This is a genomic window from Dyadobacter sp. LHD-138 (genome assembly GCF_030929615.1).
Classification (GTDB): domain Bacteria; phylum Bacteroidota; class Bacteroidia; order Cytophagales; family Spirosomataceae; genus Dyadobacter.
This window is the reverse complement of the sequence record NZ_JAVFVU010000005.1, coordinates 112,484-131,566: the sequence shown is the minus strand read 5'-3', so window position 1 is coordinate 131,566 and position 19,083 is coordinate 112,484. Positions and strand designations below refer to the sequence as shown.

Sequence of the window (19,083 nt, the reverse complement as noted above, 5' to 3'; positions counted from 1 at the left end):
AAATGAAAAAGATATCATTATTTATTTTATCAGGACTAATGCTTGTAGCTATGTCCTGCTCGGAATCCGAGTTTGCAGCTCGATATGCAGATCCGTCCAAAGTCTCGACAACAACTATTGAAAAGCAGTATACGGGATTTTTGGGATCCAATATGGATTACATACTTCCAAAGTACCGGAATTATTTTGTATCGTTACGCACTAGTGTTAATCGCTACACGCAGGCAACAGGCTGGGCAAACGATGCAGGGCAGTACGTCCCAGGGTCATCAGGAATTGAAGATGTGTGGTTTAACTACTACAATACACTTGCCCAGTACCGGGCACTTGAAAGGGTTTTCGCGACTGCGACTGCGACAGAGCAAACGGACAAGAGAATTTTTATGCTCACTGCGACAATACATCTTTATGATTATACACAAAGATTGATAGATTTGCATGGAGGTATTCCTTTCCTGAAGGCTGGTATGCTTTTGACCAACGGAGGAGACTATGATGCTTCAAGTGCGCCGTTTGACAGTGCTGAAACGCTTTATGTTATGATGTTGGATCAGCTTAAGGGAATGTCTACTGAACTTAACGGTATTACCTTGAATGCTGGATACCAGCAATCGTTTAAAACACAGGATTTTATCAATAAGGGTAATCTTACTGCGTGGAAACGTTATTGCAACTCACTACGTCTCAAAATGCTCAACAGGGTGTCTGCCGTGCAAAGCCTTACAGCAAGGGCTAATACCGAAATGGCAGAAATATTGAGAGATCCAACTACGTATCCAATCGTTGAAACCAATGATCAGAACATCCAGATCAATATCTTTAACGTAAATACTGCTATCAACATTGATGACTTTCAGGGCGGACTTGAAGGTAACGGCTGGTACGGTAATACCGCTGGTAAAAGGATGATAGATAATATGAATACCAATGCGGATCCGCGGTTACCGATCATCTTTGAGCCGGGAGAAAATGCTGGAGGAAAGTATACGGGTATTGATCCTTTGGGTGCCAATGCCGACCAATCCCTACAAACCAGTACTGGTCTAATAGCCATCTATAACAGGTATACGATCAGCCGGAACAAGTTTTTGCCGGGAACGATTTATAACGCGGCCCAGATGAACCTGATAAAATCAGAGTACTATTTGAGAAGTGGCAATGCGGCTTCTGCAAAAACAGCTTATGAATCGGCGATCAGTAACTCGGTGAAATTCTACAATGGTTTCCTTGCTCTTAGCAATGCAACAGGTGTAACTGCCCCTGCCGCTGCAACCGACGCACAGATCACCGCATATATTGCAAAAGATGGTGTCAATTGGGATAAGGCTGAAACCTCGGCTGACAAATTATCGCTGATTGCAACTCAAAAATGGCTTCATTCTAATATAATCCAGGCCTATGAGAACTGGGCTGAAATAAGAAGATTGGATCTGCCGGTTCTAAATTTTGTTAAAGACGCATCTAATAATCAGACTGTACCGCCGGTAAGATGGAATTATCCTAGTAATGAAATTACTTACAACAAGATAAACTATGACGCAGTAAGGGCAAATGATAACTTGACGACCAAACTTTTCTGGGACGTGAAATAGAATTTGAATAAGTTAGCTATTCAGCTAAATGTTTATTAGTTTTTGATTTAAGCTAAAAGGGGTAGACCATTTGGTCTGCCCCTTTTAGCTTAAATCAAAATAAAGACACAATATTTCAGTTTTTGACAACGTAGGATTTGAAAATTTTCTTAATCCTTATTACGGCGAGATTTGATTTTACTTTCCTTGATTAGTCAGCACTAGTAACTGTGGAAAGGATAACACCCCACGTGCGATCAACTTGGTCATTTCCCCGATGGTGTGAAAATACGAGCCGAGAACGATATCAATATCGCCATCCTGGTCGAAGTCGGCGGCTTCCATCGTCAGCCATTTTCCGTTGGCAGCTTCGGGTGTGAAAAGTGCTTTGAAATTCAGTTTTCCTTCATTGGACAAATAAACAAATCCGTGTGCTGGGTTTTCCAGGTCAGAATAGAAGGACGTTGCGGCGATGTCCAGATCGCCATCCTGGTCGAAATCTCTCGCAATCGCTTTGCTTGCACCATAGAGCGGGTAGAAGAAGGTTTCTTTGAAATTGTCTTTGCCGTCGTTCAGATAAATTCTGACACCGTGATAATTCTTCAGAACCGGGGATAGATCCCAGTTATCTCCATTGGTCAGCAGAATGTCCTGAAAGCCGTCTTTGTTAAAATCAACCAGTTCAAAATAACTCATACCATAAGCCGGTGGAAAACGAAGCAGGACCTTTTCCTTGAATTTCCCATTGCCCAGATTATAAAAAATTGAAATCTCTTCCCTTGCCTGCGCCATCAACGCGACGATATCAGGTTTTTTGTCATGATTGAAATCCGATATTTCAGCCTTTCTGGCTCCTGGCAAACCTTTTAAAATATGTTCCTGATCCGATTGAAAACCATCATACCAAGACAACTTACCAGAGTGATTGCCAAAACCCGACAGTATGGCGTCTTCCTTCCCATCCAGATTGATATCTGCTGACGTGAATTGTACGGGACGCGGGAGGGATTTGATATTGATCGCTGAGGGTGATGCTGTTTTTTCGAGCGACATAAGTCTCCCGGATTTTTGTTCAGAAGGTTTGAAAACACCAATGGTCAATACCCTTGGTGCCGCATTTTTAGGAAAATCGATATCGGTTGGTGCGCTTTCAACCCACCAGGTATCTTTTAACTGAAACTGATTGTTCAACACATACAACGCGTTCTGTGCGTCACCCACGTAGAGTTGTGCGGTGGCTTTGTCGAATTTTAATAAAGTGGTCTGAGGAAAAGGCTTATCGCCGAGTGCAATTTCCTGTGATTTGAATAAAAGAAGCTGATCGAAAATGGGGGGCGTTGCCTTTTGGGGAAGCGGTTCTGCGGGCGCTTCTGTTTGATAATACGAAACAATTTTCTGCCACTCGATATTGGAAAGCAAAGCCGTTTCGGGATAGATATTCAGTTCCTGCATGGCCTTTACTTCTTCCGGTTTTAAATCGTCGTATGGATTTGTACCCGGCTCTCGAATCCCCAGTCGCAGCCCCATGTTGGGTAAAACAGAAGTAACCCAGGTATTTTTGTCCAGCAAGGCAGGATCCGGAAAAAGATGACAGCTGGCACAATATTGTGCGGCAAGTTGCTTTCCCGATAATGAATCGGAAAATGAAAAGTTCCTGACAGGTGCTGCAATTTCCTCTTTATGGGTATCGATAACGGCAAATGCGGTGATCCAGAGAGATAGAGAGACGGCCGCTGTGATTTTGATCAATGACATTTTATTATTCGCATAATTAGTTTTCAGATCCCGGTAAACATAGGAGAAGCCAAGTTTTCAAAACTTGACTTCTCCTATGTTTACCGGTTTGGACAACCTGACTTATCTGGCAATAAAATATTCGGTATTACTTCAAATTTGACAAAAATTCAACGACATCCCGGATCTCTCTTTTTGACATAATAGAACCCATTGGAGGCATGCTCGACGGTACATTGTCACGTTTTGCAATCCTTGCCACGGCAATTTTCAACGGCTCCGCTTCGGAGGTTTTCAAAACCAGCTCATGATCATTTTCTTCGGTAAGAATACCAGCGGCGGTTTGACCGTCTTTAAGCGTAAGGACAACCATACCGAAACCGGGAGATAATCTGGCACTTGGCTCGATCAGGGCTTGCAAAATTTGCTCCCTTGTTAGCGTGCTTCCGATTTTAGAAAGGGATGGTCCAACGGCGCCGCCCTGACCGCCAATCGAATGGCAACGCGCGCATTCTCCCTGCGAGCTGGTCATGAAATACCTGCGTCCCAATTGGGCACTGCCGCCATAAAGTGATTCCTGGTAGTCGGCTGCCGTTGCTCCGTTTTTACGCATAGGAGCCAGTTTGCCAATCAACACACTTGATTTGGTAGAATCGACAGCCTCTCCAAGGTCAAGCGCCAGGTTATTAGGCAATTCTTTTGAGGCCATTTTTGAAATCAAACCGTCAAAAATAGTTTCTGTTTTTGCAACGGGAAGTCCTCCCAAAACACGTAACATTTGCTGTTGTTCCTTCACACTTCCTTTTTCGAAAATTACTTTTGAAATATCTGAAAGTGTTTCTTTTGACATATTCACACTGCTTACCAAAGCCAGCGCGGCCGTGCGCACATCAGCATCGGAGTCGTTCATGCCCTTTTTCATTGCTGACTCCATGTCGGAATATTTCAATGTATTAAGGGCAGTCAGCATGGAAGCTCTTACTTTTGGATCTTTGTGACCGTCAAGGATTTTTGCGAGTGCAGCATTGTTATCGGAAATACCCAGCTCGCCGATCATTTGTGCTGTGGCAATCAAAATACTTGCGTCATCATCCTGTAACAAAGTACTGATCTGCGGTTTGATCTTCGCTTTTACGAGCTCAGCGTTTCTGGTGATAACACCTCTGTAACGGCCATCTACGCGGTCAAGTACGGATGGATTAGCCCAGCTTCCCAAAGTTGCCAACGCTTCGGCCCTTAGCTCTTTATCCACATCGGTTCTTCTGGCGAAAGTAATCAGGTCGTTAAGCTGTTCTTCCCCGCCCACACGCAAAGCAGCGTTAATCGCGCGACGAAGCAATGGCTCGGAAGTAAATCTTTTTTCTTTCAGCGTAGCGGCCAAAGCAGGTAACGCAGGAACAATCGAAAGGTCATCGTTGATCGCACGTGCCGCTTCTGTGGCAATGTATTCATCTTTATCCTGTAAAAACAAACTCACTTTATCGCTGCTCAATCTGCGCAGCACAAGAACGGCAGCCAAACGAAGCGATTTATCTCCATTATTTGCTAAAGCTACCATTGGCTCCACTTCACCGATACGTGACAGAGCCAGCACAGCGGCGTGTCTTAAATAAAGATCTTCATCTTTATTCGCTTTGATCATATCCAAAAGGGGAGTTACCGCCTGTTTGTCATGGATACGTCCCAAGGCCTGTGCTCCGAAAAATTTAACACGAGGATTTTTATCGGTTAACAAAGGAATCAGCAAGGGACCTGCTTCTGCAATTTTGGCATCACCCAGCACTTTTGCAGCCTGTGCAATGATTTCAGGATCTGAATCTTTTAACAAAGTCATCAGGGTATTCGCATAAGCCTTGTCCTGGCGGGCCAGCTGTCCAACGCCCCAGATTCCATGTACACGTGCCAGTTGATTTCCTGTTTGAGCCATTGCTTTATTCAGTTCAACGGCACCTTTTGCACCGCGCAAGGTCAATTCAAATTGCGATTTCAGTCTGATTCGCATGTCCGGATTGGACAGCAAGGTGAACAACAATGCTTCGGTTTGCTTCGAATAATCCAGCTGCATCAGGCGTTTGGTCTCCATTCTAAGCGCCTTTAAGTCGTTTTTGCTATCCGTAACGTCAAGTTTCCAAACACGTCCGTAGTTTTTTGTATCCCATCCGTTGATCCAGTCGGCTACGTACAATGCGCCATCCGGACCGAAACGAATCCCTGTTGGCAAAATTCCACTCAGAATATTTTTTTCACCATCCAATACAAAAGAAGCTCCCTTTGGCTTCAAGCCAAAAGACCAGATTGGTGACCGCGCCGGATTTCCAACAAATTCAACCAGGAAAAATTTGTTTTTCCATTCCGATCCCAAAGCGGTGCCGGGATTGTACTGCATACCGGTCGGGCCGTTGTGGAAGTTTTGGATGGGGGGAATGATGTAAGCAGCCTGTCCGTCCCAACGTGGCACGTACAATTTTTCGTCCATCCAGACCTTATAGCTGTTGTTTTTTGGATCAGTGTACTTTCCATACTGCCAGTTGGAACGCCAGCCTGCGTCGGAACCTTCAACCACGTGTACCAGACGCTCGCTTTCGCCGGGATGATCACCGTCGTTATCAGAGCTGATCAGGTTTCCGTACTCGTCAAAAACAAATTCGTGGGTATTTCTTAGCCCGCCTGCAAATATTTCAAAATCACTTCCGTCCGGGTTCGAACGGGCAATGATTCCCTCATTGGGCCTACTATGGTTGACGCCTTCTTTGGTGGTGATGTTCGCACCGATATCGCCGATGTTCCAGTAAATTTTTCCATCAGGCCCCTCGATCGGGTTTGACATGCCGTGTCCGCCGAAACCAATATGCACACCATACCCGTGGCTGATCGACGTTTTTTCGTCCAAAATACCATCTCCATTATTATCTTTCAAACGCCATACATCCGGTGCGATCGCCACGAAAACGTCATTTGCACGAACCAGTAAACCTCCGGCAACGTCAGAAACTTCTTCAAAGAAATCACTCAGAATACGCATCGACACGTCGGCGATACCGTCGTTGTCGGTATCTTCCAGGCGCCACACCTCATCTTTTTCAACAGCCAGGTCTTTCCAGTCGTGAGAACCGTCACCGTTCAAATCTTTGAGCCAGTTGTTTTCTTTGCTTTTGGCAGGATCAAATGTACTGCGTAAAAATGCACGACGGTCTTCAACGGATTGCAGTGCGATGGAAGGCGTCATCCAGTTGCGGTGTCCCCTGATGTCAAATTCTGAATTTTTTTGTCTGTTTGTCCTGTTCAGATACACCCTTCCCTTGTCATCGATCGCAATGGCAACGGGGTCGGGGGCGAGCGAGTCGGATGCCCACAGATCGAGTTTTAATCCATCAGCAATTTTAACAACGGTGTTTTCCCGGATTTCTTTGGACCGGGCTTTTGCCGTGGTAGCGTCCTCTTTGACAACCAGCGGTTTGCTCGAAATTTTCGAAGTCGTAGGAGCCATTTTCATACAGGAAACAACTACAACAGCGGTGATAGCCAGAAGCGGGAGTGGTTTGCGTAATAAGTTTTTGGGGATCATCAGGTTGAATTACTTTTTGATATGGAATTACGTCTTAGTCTTGATAAACTAAATGTAAGTGAGAAAAAAGTTAAGAGGAAGAAATAAATCTTTTTTACTGATAAAAATGTGAATGAGCTTTCTTATTGCGTGCATGATTTTAGTGAAGACGTTGAAAAAGGCACGCATTACTTCGCTTCCGCAAACCCGGAGGAAACCAGTTTTTTTTATTTTAAGAAAGACAAGAGCAAAACAAGGGCGATATTTGCACAAATGTTTTACTAAATAATTTTAAATCCGACAACGATATGACCAATAACGATATCCTTAAAAAATTACGCGTAGCGCTTCATTTGAGAAATGATGAAATAATTAAAATCCTGGCTTTGGTTGATTTTAAAGTAACTGCCAGTGAATTAGGTGCGTTATTTCGTAAGGAAGGTCATGAGAATTACAAGCCCTGCGGAGACCAGCTGCTGCGTAACTTCCTGAACGGATTGATTATTCACATGCGCGGGCCTTCTGCGGACGGTAAGGTCAGAGACGAGGAATAATTGGAAAAGAATCGGTATTAACGGGAAGTAAAAACTTCCTGATGATATCATTTTTATATCTTTGAGTTCAACCGGGTGGCGTTTTACGATAAATTGTCCAACCGGTCCGTTGCCATCCACGCTAAATAACTTAAAAAAGACCCAATGTTAATTCAGGTAATTATTACCCTAGTCCTCGTTCTTTTGAATGGTTTTTTCGTAGCAGCCGAGTTTGCTATTGTAAAAATAAGAGCTTCTCAACTTGAACAAAAGGCGCAGGAAGGTAATAAAATGGCCATTTTGTCCAAACAAATTGTGTCCAATCTGGATGGTTATCTGGCTGCCACGCAGTTCGGGATTACCCTGGCAAGTTTGGGACTGGGATGGATTGGAGAGCCTGTTGTCTCCAAAATATTGATTAGTGGCGTAGCATTGATCGGGATTACATTAGATCCTGTTTTGGCGCATCAGATCGCCTTGCCGACCGCATTTGCGATTATCACCGTACTTCACATTGTTTTTGGGGAACTTGCTCCCAAATCAATCGCCATTCAGCGGCCTGAGGCTACGACGTTGTTTTTGTCTTATCCATTACATGGGTTCTACGTCGTATTCCGGCCGATCGTTTGGGTTTTAAACGGTATCGCCAATTTTATTTTAAAGGGAATCGGCATTACGCCAACCCATGGCAGTGAAGTGCATAGCAGCGACGAATTGCGTTACCTTGTGCAGCAGCAAAAGGAAAGCGGTATGATCGAAGCGGCGGATTATGACCTGATTAAAAATGCATTTAATTTTTCGGAGCGTATAGCAAAACAGGTTATGATCCCGAGAACCAAAGTCGTTGGTGTTGATATCAATGATTTTACGGAAGTCGATCTCGAAAAGGTATTGGAAGAAGGTTATTCAAGGATTCCGGTGTATGAGGATTCGATGGATCAGATTATTGGTGTGCTTCATCTGAAGGACCTGTTGATGAAAATGCGAAAGGGAAGCGAAATCGTCCTTTCTGAGCTTGTGAGACCAATATCTATGGTGCCGGAGTCAAAACCGATCGGGGCTATTTTGCGTGATTTTCAGTTAAGCCGACAGCAAATGGCCGTCATTGTGAATGAATACGGCGGCGTTGAAGGCATTGTTACCATGGAAGATATCCTCGAAGAATTGGTGGGAGAAATCCAGGATGAGTATGATAATGAAACACCGATCGTCAAAAACGAAAATGGGAATTATCTCGTATTGGGTTCTGCTTCGCTGAGTGATATCAATGAGCACCTTCCTACGGATATCTTTAAGGAAGGCGATTATGAAACGCTGGCCGGTTTCCTGATTTCCAAGTTTAACAGGATTCCTTCGATCGGGGAGAAGATTCGGACGAGGGATTACGAATTCATGGTCATGAAAAAACAGAGAAGTATGATATTGCTTGTGCAGATTACAGCGTTAGAGGATTAATATTTCAGGCCGGGCGCCAATATTGCTGCGGCTGATTTCTTTAAATATTAACCACAGTCATTTTTCTAGCCACCATGAAAATTTATTCTTTTATTGTAATCGGAGGATTGTTGCTGACCGGTATATCGGCCCATGCGCAGAAGAAGCAACGGAAGGAAAGTTTGCCGACTTATGAGCAAATCATGCCGAAATTTTCTGAAATGTCCGATCACGGGCTTCCTGCCAAAACAAAGACCTATGAATTGCCGAATGGACAGACTTCGACATTGAACGAGGTAAATGCCAATGGTACGCCCAGGTTTGTAAAAACCGAGGTTATCATGACGCCAAATGAAAGTGGCGACAGCACCAATAGGGGAGGGAAACAATCCGGAAAAAATAAGCTTCAAAAATCAGAGACCAAAAGGAAATTACGGGAATAGTTTTGGAAACTCTCAACCGTTGTTATAAACCTTTAAAACGGTTTCTCTTAGTTTTTGTCCACTGTTGCTAAGCACAAAAGCAATGGTTTCCGCGATGTCCGAGGGCGCTATCCATTTGGTGAAATCGGCATCCGGCATGGCTTCGCGGTTTGGCGGCGTGTCAATAATGCTGGGAACGATGACGGTGGCCGTGATATTCTTTGATTTCCCTTCGGCATTAATAAATTCGGCCATTTTAAATAGCAGCGATTTGGAAAGCGCATAAGCAAAACTGCCTTTCCCCTGATCTGCTTCGAGTGCCGGTCTGGCACCAATAAATATGAATTGCCCCCCGCCATTTGCTTCAAAATGCGTCATTAAAGGTTTAACCAAATGGAACGCGGTGAAAAAATTGACACCAAACATTTTTTCCATGAAAGCGTCATCGGTTTGGTCAATATCGCCCATGGCAAAAGCACCCGCCAGGAAGATTCCCGCCTGAATGGTTTTTGCTTTAGACAGCGTTTGTTTTACAAAGTTGAGCGAGGCCTCGTTATCCAATAAATTCACCACCTCAGCACTAACGTTTTCAAAATCATTAAACATTCCCGGATCTTTGGAGCCGAGCGTTACGTAAAGCTTGTTTCCGTTGCCTGAAAGTCGTTTGACAACTTCTTTTCCGAGATTTCCGGAAGCGCCGCTGATGATGATGTTTTGAGACATGATGTGATAAATTTATTGACTTACATTGAAAATGCTGACAGATGAAAAACAAGAAGTCTGACTGTTCTTATCTCACCCGCAGCCCACTTATCTCAGGAAATAATCAGGTCGTTCAAGGCTTTCTCCACTTTTTCTAACGCAAACCGCGCCAATTCCTGATCCATGCGGGTTTTGATCAGATCGTTCTGTAAATTTCCGATACTTCCTTCGTGTGAATGTTTCAGCTCACGGGGTGCAACATAACTGCCATCGCCAATTTCGGCGCCAACCTGGCGGTAGGCATCACGGAAAGGAACGCCGTTAATCACGAGTTCGTTAACTCTTTCGACACTGAAAAGAAGATCATATTTGGCGTCGGCCAGCAGATTTTCTTTTACTTTAATATTTTCAAGCATGAAAGCAGCAACATCCAGACAGTCCAATATTTCGTCGAATGCCGGCATCAGTATTTCTTTCAGAAGCTGCATGTCCCGGTGATATCCCGAAGGCAGATTGCTCAATACCATCGTCACTTCCATCGGCAAGGCTTTCATGCGGTTCGTTTTTGCGCGAAGCAATTCCGCGACATCCGGATTTTTCTTGTGCGGCATAATGCTGCTTCCGGTTGTCAGATCATCCGGTAAAACGATAAAGCTGAAATTCTGGCTGTTGTACAAACAAACGTCCATCGCGAGGCGCGAAACGGTTGCGGCCAGAGAAGATATCGCCGTCAACGCCGCCTGTTCCGTACGTCCGCGGCTCATTTGTGCATAAACGACGTTATGATGCATGCCCTCAAATCCTAACAACGCGGTGGTCAGTGTTCGGTTTAGAGGAAATGAAGAGCCATAACCAGCGCCTGAGCCCAATGGGTTTCTGTTTGCCAGACGGTACGCAGCATTTAATTGAACCACATCGTCAATCAACGCTTCCGCATAAGCCCCAAACCACAACCCGAAAGAAGACGGCATGGCGATCTGCAAATGGGTATATCCTGGCAGCAGATCATTTTTATGTTTTTCCGATTGATTGATCAGTACGTTGAAAAGTTTTTCCGTAGCCTGAACAACCTGAAAAAGGCGATCGCGGGTGTAAAGTTTCATATCCACCAGAACCTGATCGTTGCGTGAACGGCCGCTGTGAATTTTCTTGCCAATGTCACCCAGCTTGCGTGTTAGCATTAATTCAACCTGTGAATGAACATCTTCAACCCCGTCTTCGATGGTGAAATCTCCTTGCTGGATCTGTTCATAAATCGCATGAAGTTCCGTTTTTAAAGCGCTCAGGTCATCAGTGGTCAGCAAACCGATCGTTTCCAGCATAATCGCGTGCGCCAGATTTCCTAAAACATCAAATTCAGCAAGATGCAAATCCATTTCACGATCGCGGCCGACGGTAAAACGTTCTATTTTTTCAGAAGTTACGGTATTTTCTTTTTGCCAGAGTTTCAAAACAATATCGAAATGAATGAGCGGTAAACCGGAATAAATTCCGCCGCTGCGATGATAGAATGCGCGAATAAGGGATGGTATCCTTTATCAACTTTGAAAGCACAAATTTACAATTAAAACCGCTTCATTTGGAAATGAAGATGCATATCAATTTTTGCTTGCAATCTGGACTACCGGACTTCTCAAATCTGGATGACTGCGGCGGTCCATTTGCCATTTACCTTTGACATGTAAACAATCGTAAAGATGTCAAGAAGGAAGATTTTAAAAGAGGCAGATCCCAAGGCATTTGAAGCCATGATGGGTTTTGAGCGCTATCTGGCGCAGAGTTCATTAACCAAAATTCATGCGGAGCTGATTAAAATCAGAGTCTCTCAAATGAATGGTTGTGCTTATTGTCTCGATAAACATATTGCAGATGCGCTCGCTGCCGGAGAAAGTGGTCGCCGGATACACCTGTTGAGTGTCTGGCGGGATACTGCTTTTTTTACAAAGGAAGAACAGGCGATTTTAGCCCTTGCCGAGTCCATGACGACCATCGCCAATGGCGTATCGGACAAAGTCTACAACGATGCCATTGACCTGCTTGGGCAACAATATACCACAGAAGTGATGATGGCGGTCATTGCCATCAATGCCTGGAACCGGGTTGGGGTTACGACAGAAAGAAAACCGGAATAACATCTATTAGCCATGAATATTACATATCAGATTGACCTGAAACCTGAAATCGATGCGATTATAGCGTTGTATGATAATGCAGGGCTTAACCGGCCGACGCGGGATAAGGCGCGGATCGGCAAAATGTACGAAAACTCTAACCTGGTTATTTCTGCCTGGGACGGGGATTTGCTGGTGGGTATTGCCAGGTCGCTTAGCGACTTTTGCCATTGCTGCTATCTGTCCGATTTGGCCGTGAGAAAGGATTACCAGAAAGCGGGAATCGGGAAGAAACTGATTGATCTGACCAGGGAAAAGATCAGCGATGAAAGCATGCTTTTACTCTTGTCCGCCCCGGGCGCCTTGGAATATTATCCTAAAGTAGGATTGGAAAAAGTACAAAATGGGTTTATTATCAACAGGAAATTGTAGCAGGAGTCGGCCGAAAGCCGATGGCTGGTTAATCAATCATTCTCCTGATCGCTACAAAGCGTTTTTTATAATAATCGGCACTGAGCAAATCGTAACGTACGCCGCCTTTCCAGGCTGAATGGATGAAGCGCACGTAGCCGGGTGTGACGTCTGTGATGATTCCGACGTGACCGATCCGGGAGTTTTTAGAGCTGTGACCTTTGAAAAAAATCAGGTCGCCCGGGCGTGCTTCGGGGAGTTCAACAATTTCCCCCTTTTCAGATTGGGCTTCGCTTGAATGAGGTAAAAGAATATCCCATTGGCTGAAACAATAACGGACAAATCCAGAACAGTCAAAACCTTTTTTGGAAGAACCACCTGAGCGGTAAGGGATATGTAAATGTTTGTTTGCAAAGGAAACCAGAGATTCGATCGCATTCAGCGTATCGGCATCAGCCTGCTGTGGATTTTTTGATTGTGCATTGGCATGATTGCCGAATATAACTGCGCAAAAAAGTAAGCCTGATAAAACGGTACGTTGAATCGTTAAAAACATTCAGGTTGGGTTAGGTTCCGAGTCTTAAACTCCTAATCAATAGAATATATTGTCTTTTTTAAATTTACCTTAGTTGTGTAAAGCTAAACAGGTTTTTTTAGTAATGAAATTTTAGGTTGTGTTGATTTGATGAATATTTTTGATTTAACGGTTAAGTCGCTTATTCCCAGCAATTCAGGGTTTCTATTCTTCATTCCTTACACTTAGCTTCATTCCCCCCATCTTTTTTGCTATTTTTGTGCCCTTCAAAAAGATTATTCAAGAATTAACTATACCTATTGCATGGAAACCACCGATCGTTATTTGCAACGCGGCGTATCTGCATCGAAAGAAGATGTTCATAAGGCAATCGAGAACATTGATAAAGGGCTGTATCCAAAAGCTTTCTGTAAAATTGTTCCTGATACGCTGGCCGGTGATCCTGAGTATTGCACGATCATGCACGCGGACGGCGCGGGGACAAAGACTTCGCTGGCTTATTTATATTGGAAAGAAACCGGAGATATTTCGGTTTGGAAAGGCATAGCACAGGATGCGATTGTCATGAATACGGATGATTTATTGTGTGTGGGTGCAACCGGCCCCATGTTGTACTCTTCGACCATTGACAGGAATAAAAACAGAATTCCAGGCGAAGTGATTGCAGAAGTGATCAACGGAGCGGAGGAAATCCTGGAAATGCTGCGTAGTTATGGTGTGGAGATTTATAGCACGGGTGGTGAAACTGCCGACGTAGGTGACCTGGTACGCACAGTGACCGTCAACAGTACCGTGATTGCCCGCATGAAAAGATCTGAGGTGGTGGACAATGCCAATATCCTGGCAGGAGATGTCATTGTTGGGCTTGCCTCTGCGGGCCAGTCTACCTATGAAACTTCTTACAACGGAGGGATGGGGAGCAACGGATTAACTTCGGCCCGCCATGATGTGCTGGGCAAATACCTTGCGGAAAAGTATTCCGAGAGTTTTGATCCGGAAGTAAATAGCGACCTGATATACAGCGGTTCGAAAAAGCTGACCGACCCTGTGGAAGGAACGCCCCTTAATGTGGGACAACTAATTCTTTCACCGACAAGAACTTACGCGCCGGTTGCGAAAGCTTTACTGGATGAACTTCGTCCGCATATCCATGGCATGGTGCATTGCAGCGGTGGAGCCCAGACCAAGATTTTACATTTTATCGATAACCTTCATATCATTAAAGATAACCTTTTGCCGGTGCCTTCTTTGTTCCGTTTAATCCAGGAAGAAAGCGGTACGTCATGGCAGGAAATGTATAAGGTGTTCAACATGGGGCATCGTCTTGAAATATATTTATCCGCAGAACACGCAGCCAGGGTGATCGAATTATCCAGGTCGTTTGGTATCGAGGCTCAGATTATCGGCCGTGTTGAAGCTTCGCCTGTTAAGAAATTAACGATTTCAAGCGAGGCTGGGACGTTTTTGTATGAGTAGGTTTCTTTAAGGTATTTAATATTTTTAAAGGTTGTAACGGCTAATCAAGTATTGCTTTTACAACCTTTTTTTTGTAATCCATTGATAATAAGGGTTTGTGTTTTTTCTGGCATGAAAATTTTAGAATTAGTTTTACAAACTAGTTCGGGTGTTTCTCACTTATAATATTTCAGGAACCATGGAAAAATTTAACTCAACGTACAGCAAGGTATGCCTTCATACTTTGCTGTTTTTTTGTTTTGCCCTGCGCGTTTCCGTTGCTCAGCCTACGATTGCCTTCGACCCGGTTATTACCGGATTAAGTTCTCCCATGCAGCTTGTACACGCGGGAGATGGTTCAAACCGTATTTTCATTGTTCAAAAAGGCGGGACTATCCTGGTTTATGATAATAATTACGCCAATATTGGTACTTTCTTAACTGTCACTGGATTACTGACCGGCGGTGAGCAGGGCTTGCTAAGTTTGGCGTTTCACCCCAATTATGAAACCAATGGATTTTTCTTTGTCTATTACGTCAATGCTGCGGGAAATCTGGAAATAAAAAGATTTCAGGTGAGCGCCGACCCGAATATTGCCAATGCTGCTTCCGGTGTCGTGGTGCTTACCATTCCGCATCCCGGACAGTCAAATCACAATGGCGGTGAACTGCATTTTGGAACCGATGGCTATTTATATCTTTCAACCGGTGACGGGGGAAGCGGTAATGACCCCAGTAACAATGCACAAAATGCCACCGTTTTGCTTGGTAAAATGCTTAGGATCAATGTGAATACTTCCGCAACGGCTCCGTTTTATACCAATCCTGCTAATAATCCCTACCCGGCTGGTAATGTTCCCAAAAATGAAATCTTCGCCACAGGACTTAGAAATCCGTTCCGGTGGAGTTTCGACAGGCAGACAAATGACATGTGGATTGGCGATGTCGGGCAGGGTTCCGAAGAGGAAATTAATCACAAAACAGCGGCGACGACTTCAGGTGCTAATTTTGGATGGCGCTGTTATGAAGGGGATAACGCCCATTTAACGGGTGGCTGTCCGCCGATAGCCCAGTTTCATTTTCCTGTACATACCTATACGACCGGATCCGCGGCGGGGAGGTCTGTGGTGGGCGGCGTGGTTTATCGGGGAATATCCAAACCCTTGATGCAGGGCTATTACGTTGGCGCCGATTATTTCTCCGGCGATATACATGTTGTTGGTCCGGTCGATGATCCGGAAATGACAACCACCGTGCAAACATCCATTTATACGGGAATTTCCGATTTTGGAGAAACCGAAAATGGTGAAATTTTTGCAGTAAGTTTAACCGGGGGTACCGTTTATGCACTGTCTCCCGCCAATCCTTTGCCTGTGGAACTCGTAAGTTTTACCGCGACTCCCGGCCTTGAAAGTGTTCAGCTGAGCTGGAAAACGGCAATGGAGAAGAATTTTAGGCAATTTGATGTGGAATACAGCACCGATGCCAAAAGGTTTGATAAAATTGGAACCGTCGTCTCACAAAGTTTTCCCAACGGCGGTGTATATCATTTTTCGCATAACATCATGACGAGAAATACAACGTATTACCGATTGAAAATGGTGGATAATGATGATCGCTTTAAATACTCCAAAATACTCAGCGTTAGTCGGGATGGTGATGATCTGAGCGCAAATTTTGTCCGGCCTTCTTTCATTGATAACAGGATGATGAATGTAGTACTTGAAGAACCTTTCACATCAATCGAGTTGGTCGGTGTGAACGGCAGCATTTTATTAAAACAGGATATCACCAATAAAAAGGGCAATATCGGCGTACCTCTTGGAACCATGGCGGCTGGGATGTACGTGGTTCGTTTGCAGGGAGAAAGTAAGGTGGTGAATCAAAAGGTGCTGATTTCGCAATAGGTATTACAAACATTGGAAAGGCTTCTCCCTAATTTTACCCATCGTTTAAAATTCTTTTCATTTCTAATTAATTAGATCTATACCACGAAACGTTCCTACGGAACGAAAATCAGATCGATCTACCCCTGCTACCAACGAAATGTCCCGATGGGACAAGGGCATAAGGAGGTTTCGGTGTTTTGTTCCGATAGGAACATTTCGTTGGCGGTCCGCCGCGCGGTAGCAATGATACGGAATTGAAAAATATCGTTCCTTCGGAACGGCTGGTGATTTTGGCTGCGGTTAGTCCTCGTATTCTCGCCTCCCGACCCGGTACTGCTTTGACAACTGGGTGAGTATAGCTTCTCTTTAAAATTGAAATATGCGTGTTGGTCAACGTTGCTTTTAAATAGCCGCAGCGTGGGAGCGCCAGTATACGATCGCCGCAAAATCAATGAATTGTCCTTCTCAGTCTATGAGTCAACGATTTTGGTCGATTAATCGTGATTTTTAGTAAATAACTACCTTGTTTTTAGTTGTTTACGTATTTTTATTGCTCTCTGACGTGATTCTTTGCCTCTCCGTCGATTTCGTTTTTACACCGGTCCGAAACGTCGTACTCTTGTATCAGAAGTCAGGAGCAAACTGCTGCTGCGAAACAAAAACAATCACATTAAAACAGCCAAAACCATGAAAACGCTTATCGCATCCGTAGTAGCCGCATTTTCGCTTGCCGTTTCTTCCGCAAGTTTTGCACAATCGACAACCACGCCCACCAGCACAGTTAACCAAACTGAAAACCCCGGATTTATAGTAGCAGAAACAAGTGCCGGAAAACTTGATATTGTTGTTATCAAGTCGGTGCCCCAAACGGCGCTACTCTCCCTGATTGATGAAAACGGACATACCCTGGTAACCAAGTCAATCCCGAAAAAGGATAGCGCGACCCGTACCCGTTTTGACCTGAACGCACTTCCCGATGGATCCTATAAACTGATTTTAACCGAAGGAGGCAGCAAGCAGATCAAAGACATAGAATTGAATACGCATGATGAAAAAACGTTCAGAACAATCTCTTTGGGGTAAATATTTAAATGGGATCGAATCGTTTTAACCTGATCATTGTCAGGGAAATTCTACCAGCAGAAAACCATCAAAACAAGCCTGCGTGCTTGATTTGGTGGTTTTTTTTTCAAAAAAGTAATTTAACTTACCATCTTATTAACGGCTTACCGAAAATTATTTCCTTAAAATACATTATAACTAATAATTTAGTTGTTAATTTGAGAGGCGTATTGAACCTCTGATTTGCCAAAAAGAAACCATATGATTGTTAAGCATATTTCATTTTTAGTGTTTTTACACTCCTGTTTTTTAACTTTTTTAGCGTTGAAAAATCGTGGGCAGATAAGTCCGTATGGCTCGATAAGTATCATGAACATCAGGCTTATAAAGATATTTATGTGGTTAAAAGCATAGAGAAATCCGGTGAAAAATATAGCAGTTATCTGGTGGACAAAAACGGGAAGAAACTCACACCGGCGTACAGGGATATTGGCAAATTTTCAAACGGACTTGCAGAATTTGTCCCTTTTGAAAATCACAGGGGCGCAATTGGGATGCATGGCTACCTCAATAAAGCGGGCAAGATTGTGATTCCGCCCGTTTACTATGGTGCAGGGGATTTTCGGGATGGAATTACGTACGTGATTTATCCGGTCGGCAAGCAATACGGATTATCCTACCTGGATACACTTGGAAAAGAAATTTACAAAGTGCCCGTGACGTTATTTACGAGGGATTTCCTGATTGCGAATGCAACGGAAGCTTATGTGGCCAATCATGATTGTCAGGAGGATTTTATCTGGTATGTCAACGGGAATCTGACGACACTCTGCTGGAATTTCGGGAAATATACCGAAGCGGATATTAAAAAAGCAAAGGAACCTTTTCGTTTTTATTACAAGGGGAAATTCGGTATTATCGATAAAAACCTGATCCTGCGCGTGCCCGTCGCACTGGATGACATTGACCTGATTTATAAACATTCGGGACGGGGCTTGGCGCGGGTAAAATACGGCGATAAGTTTGGTTATGTCAGTTCAAAAACCGGAGAGATTGTCATTCCTTTTCTTTATGATGACACACAAAAACCTTCCCTTGGGCGTTATTGGGTGAAAAAGGATGGGAAATGGGGCTGTATCAATAAAAAAGGCGAAACGGTTATTCCGTTTTTGTACGATTATGCCGGACGTTTTATGGATGAAAACCGGGCTTCTGTTTCCCTGAATGGCAAGTTTGGGCATATCGATACGACGGGTAAAATTACCACGCCGATTATCTACCAGTCCGCATCCTATTTCAAGCACGGTGTGGCGATGATACAGCTGGATAATAAGTATGGCTACATCGATACCAGCGGGAAAGTGATTACGAAAGAATGGTTCAGCGAAGCAGCACCTTTCCGGGAAGATATGGTTGAAACGGAAAGATTCGGACTTTTTTATGAAGTTTTACCAAACGGCAGTGTGAAGTTTAAACGAATTTCGGGGTATTGGAAAGGCGGATTGATATTGTTAGGGCTGGTTGTTTTGGCGATTGCGCCCTGGCGGTTTGTAAAAAGAGCAAGACAGAAAAATAAGGACTGACGGACGTTGTGAGGCTTATTTAAACGGGCCAAAATGTCTTGATATCTGCCTGTGACGATGCACGTTTGCGGTTAAATAAATGATCCTGATAATCGGCT

The 19,083-nt window shown here is 44.1% G+C and carries 15 protein-coding genes; 10 read left to right on the top strand and 5 right to left on the bottom strand.

Features of this window, described 5'->3' with window-relative positions; genetic code table 11:
• The first annotated feature begins 2 nt into the window (after positions 1 to 2).
• Positions 3 to 1,592: a SusD/RagB family nutrient-binding outer membrane lipoprotein gene (locus tag RB622_RS04755; protein ID WP_308045374.1), complete on the top strand. Its 1,590-nt coding sequence runs from the start codon at positions 3 to 5 to the stop codon at positions 1,590 to 1,592.
• Between the two features lie 177 nt (positions 1,593 to 1,769).
• Here RB622_RS04755 and RB622_RS04750 read toward each other — a convergent pair whose 3' ends face one another.
• Positions 1,770 to 3,326 (bottom strand): VCBS repeat-containing protein, encoded by a 1,557-nt coding sequence (locus RB622_RS04750; RefSeq protein ID WP_308045373.1) that lies wholly within the window; start codon positions 3,324 to 3,326, stop codon positions 1,770 to 1,772.
• A gap of 127 nt (positions 3,327 to 3,453) precedes the next feature.
• Positions 3,454 to 6,870, bottom strand: a complete 3,417-nt coding sequence (locus RB622_RS04745; protein WP_308045372.1) for a HEAT repeat domain-containing protein — start codon at positions 6,868 to 6,870, stop codon at positions 3,454 to 3,456.
• Positions 6,871 to 7,157: 287 nt separating this feature from the next.
• On the opposite strand from RB622_RS04745, the gene RB622_RS04740 reads away from it, so the two are divergent.
• The 3 genes from RB622_RS04740 (at position 7,158) to RB622_RS04730 (ending at position 9,259) form a co-directional block, all read left to right on the top strand.
• Positions 7,158 to 7,403, top strand: coding sequence for a DUF1456 family protein (locus RB622_RS04740; protein ID WP_254561857.1), 246 nt, complete (start codon positions 7,158 to 7,160; stop codon positions 7,401 to 7,403).
• A 144-nt stretch (positions 7,404 to 7,547) separates the two neighbouring features.
• Positions 7,548 to 8,837, top strand: coding sequence for a hemolysin family protein (locus RB622_RS04735; RefSeq protein WP_308045371.1), 1,290 nt, complete (start codon positions 7,548 to 7,550; stop codon positions 8,835 to 8,837).
• 74 nt (positions 8,838 to 8,911) lie between these two features.
• Positions 8,912 to 9,259 (top strand): hypothetical protein, encoded by a 348-nt coding sequence (locus RB622_RS04730; protein WP_308045370.1) that lies wholly within the window; start codon positions 8,912 to 8,914, stop codon positions 9,257 to 9,259.
• Positions 9,260 to 9,271: 12 nt separating this feature from the next.
• Here the strand turns inward: RB622_RS04730 and RB622_RS04725 are convergent, their stop codons facing one another.
• Together RB622_RS04725 and argH are read right to left on the bottom strand one after the other, a co-directional pair.
• The gene (locus RB622_RS04725) at positions 9,272 to 9,961 is read right to left on the bottom strand and encodes an SDR family NAD(P)-dependent oxidoreductase (protein ID WP_308045369.1); all 690 of its coding nucleotides are present in this window, start codon (positions 9,959 to 9,961) and stop codon (positions 9,272 to 9,274) included.
• A gap of 92 nt (positions 9,962 to 10,053) precedes the next feature.
• On the bottom strand, positions 10,054 to 11,391 hold the full coding sequence (argH, locus tag RB622_RS04720; RefSeq protein ID WP_308045368.1) for an argininosuccinate lyase: 1,338 nt from the start codon (positions 11,389 to 11,391) through the stop codon (positions 10,054 to 10,056).
• Positions 11,392 to 11,637: 246 nt separating this feature from the next.
• Between argH and RB622_RS04715 the strand changes: the two genes are divergently transcribed.
• Together RB622_RS04715 and RB622_RS04710 are read left to right on the top strand one after the other, a co-directional pair.
• Complete coding sequence (locus RB622_RS04715; protein WP_308045367.1) at positions 11,638 to 12,072, top strand: carboxymuconolactone decarboxylase family protein; 435 nt, start codon at positions 11,638 to 11,640, stop codon at positions 12,070 to 12,072.
• Between the two features lie 12 nt (positions 12,073 to 12,084).
• Positions 12,085 to 12,483, top strand: a complete 399-nt coding sequence (locus tag RB622_RS04710; protein WP_308045366.1) for a GNAT family N-acetyltransferase — start codon at positions 12,085 to 12,087, stop codon at positions 12,481 to 12,483.
• Between the two features lie 28 nt (positions 12,484 to 12,511).
• Here the strand turns inward: RB622_RS04710 and RB622_RS04705 are convergent, their stop codons facing one another.
• Positions 12,512 to 13,018, bottom strand: coding sequence for a C40 family peptidase (locus RB622_RS04705; protein WP_308045365.1), 507 nt, complete (start codon positions 13,016 to 13,018; stop codon positions 12,512 to 12,514).
• A gap of 282 nt (positions 13,019 to 13,300) precedes the next feature.
• On the opposite strand from RB622_RS04705, the gene RB622_RS04700 reads away from it, so the two are divergent.
• The 4 genes from RB622_RS04700 (at position 13,301) to RB622_RS04685 (ending at position 18,985) form a co-directional block, all read left to right on the top strand.
• Positions 13,301 to 14,473, top strand: coding sequence for an AIR synthase related protein (locus RB622_RS04700; protein WP_308045364.1), 1,173 nt, complete (start codon positions 13,301 to 13,303; stop codon positions 14,471 to 14,473).
• 178 nt (positions 14,474 to 14,651) lie between these two features.
• Complete coding sequence (locus RB622_RS04695; RefSeq protein ID WP_308045363.1) at positions 14,652 to 16,358, top strand: PQQ-dependent sugar dehydrogenase; 1,707 nt, start codon at positions 14,652 to 14,654, stop codon at positions 16,356 to 16,358.
• A 669-nt stretch (positions 16,359 to 17,027) separates the two neighbouring features.
• Positions 17,028 to 17,423 carry a hypothetical protein gene (locus tag RB622_RS04690; RefSeq protein ID WP_308045362.1) on the top strand — a complete coding sequence of 132 codons (396 nt, stop codon included), beginning with the start codon at positions 17,028 to 17,030 and terminating at the stop codon, positions 17,421 to 17,423.
• 377 nt (positions 17,424 to 17,800) lie between these two features.
• Positions 17,801 to 18,985, top strand: coding sequence for a WG repeat-containing protein (locus RB622_RS04685; protein WP_308045361.1), 1,185 nt, complete (start codon positions 17,801 to 17,803; stop codon positions 18,983 to 18,985).
• The last annotated feature ends 98 nt before the right edge of the window (positions 18,986 to 19,083 follow it).

Excerpts from the sequence above, each read along its gene's own strand:
- RB622_RS04755 (WP_308045374.1), top strand. The coding sequence starts at position 3 with ATGAAAAAGATATCATTATTTATTTTATCAGGACTAATGCTTGTAGCT.
- RB622_RS04750 (WP_308045373.1), bottom strand. The coding sequence starts at position 3,326 with ATGTCATTGATCAAAATCACAGCGGCCGTCTCTCTATCTCTCTGGATC.
- RB622_RS04745 (WP_308045372.1), bottom strand. The coding sequence starts at position 6,870 with ATGATCCCCAAAAACTTATTACGCAAACCACTCCCGCTTCTGGCTATC.
- RB622_RS04740 (WP_254561857.1), top strand. The coding sequence starts at position 7,158 with ATGACCAATAACGATATCCTTAAAAAATTACGCGTAGCGCTTCATTTG.
- RB622_RS04735 (WP_308045371.1), top strand. The coding sequence starts at position 7,548 with ATGTTAATTCAGGTAATTATTACCCTAGTCCTCGTTCTTTTGAATGGT.
- RB622_RS04730 (WP_308045370.1), top strand. The coding sequence starts at position 8,912 with ATGAAAATTTATTCTTTTATTGTAATCGGAGGATTGTTGCTGACCGGT.
- RB622_RS04725 (WP_308045369.1), bottom strand. The coding sequence starts at position 9,961 with ATGTCTCAAAACATCATCATCAGCGGCGCTTCCGGAAATCTCGGAAAA.
- RB622_RS04715 (WP_308045367.1), top strand. The coding sequence starts at position 11,638 with ATGTCAAGAAGGAAGATTTTAAAAGAGGCAGATCCCAAGGCATTTGAA.
- RB622_RS04710 (WP_308045366.1), top strand. The coding sequence starts at position 12,085 with ATGAATATTACATATCAGATTGACCTGAAACCTGAAATCGATGCGATT.
- RB622_RS04705 (WP_308045365.1), bottom strand. The coding sequence starts at position 13,018 with ATGTTTTTAACGATTCAACGTACCGTTTTATCAGGCTTACTTTTTTGC.
- RB622_RS04700 (WP_308045364.1), top strand. The coding sequence starts at position 13,301 with ATGGAAACCACCGATCGTTATTTGCAACGCGGCGTATCTGCATCGAAA.
- RB622_RS04695 (WP_308045363.1), top strand. The coding sequence starts at position 14,652 with ATGGAAAAATTTAACTCAACGTACAGCAAGGTATGCCTTCATACTTTG.
- RB622_RS04690 (WP_308045362.1), top strand. The coding sequence starts at position 17,028 with ATGAAAACGCTTATCGCATCCGTAGTAGCCGCATTTTCGCTTGCCGTT.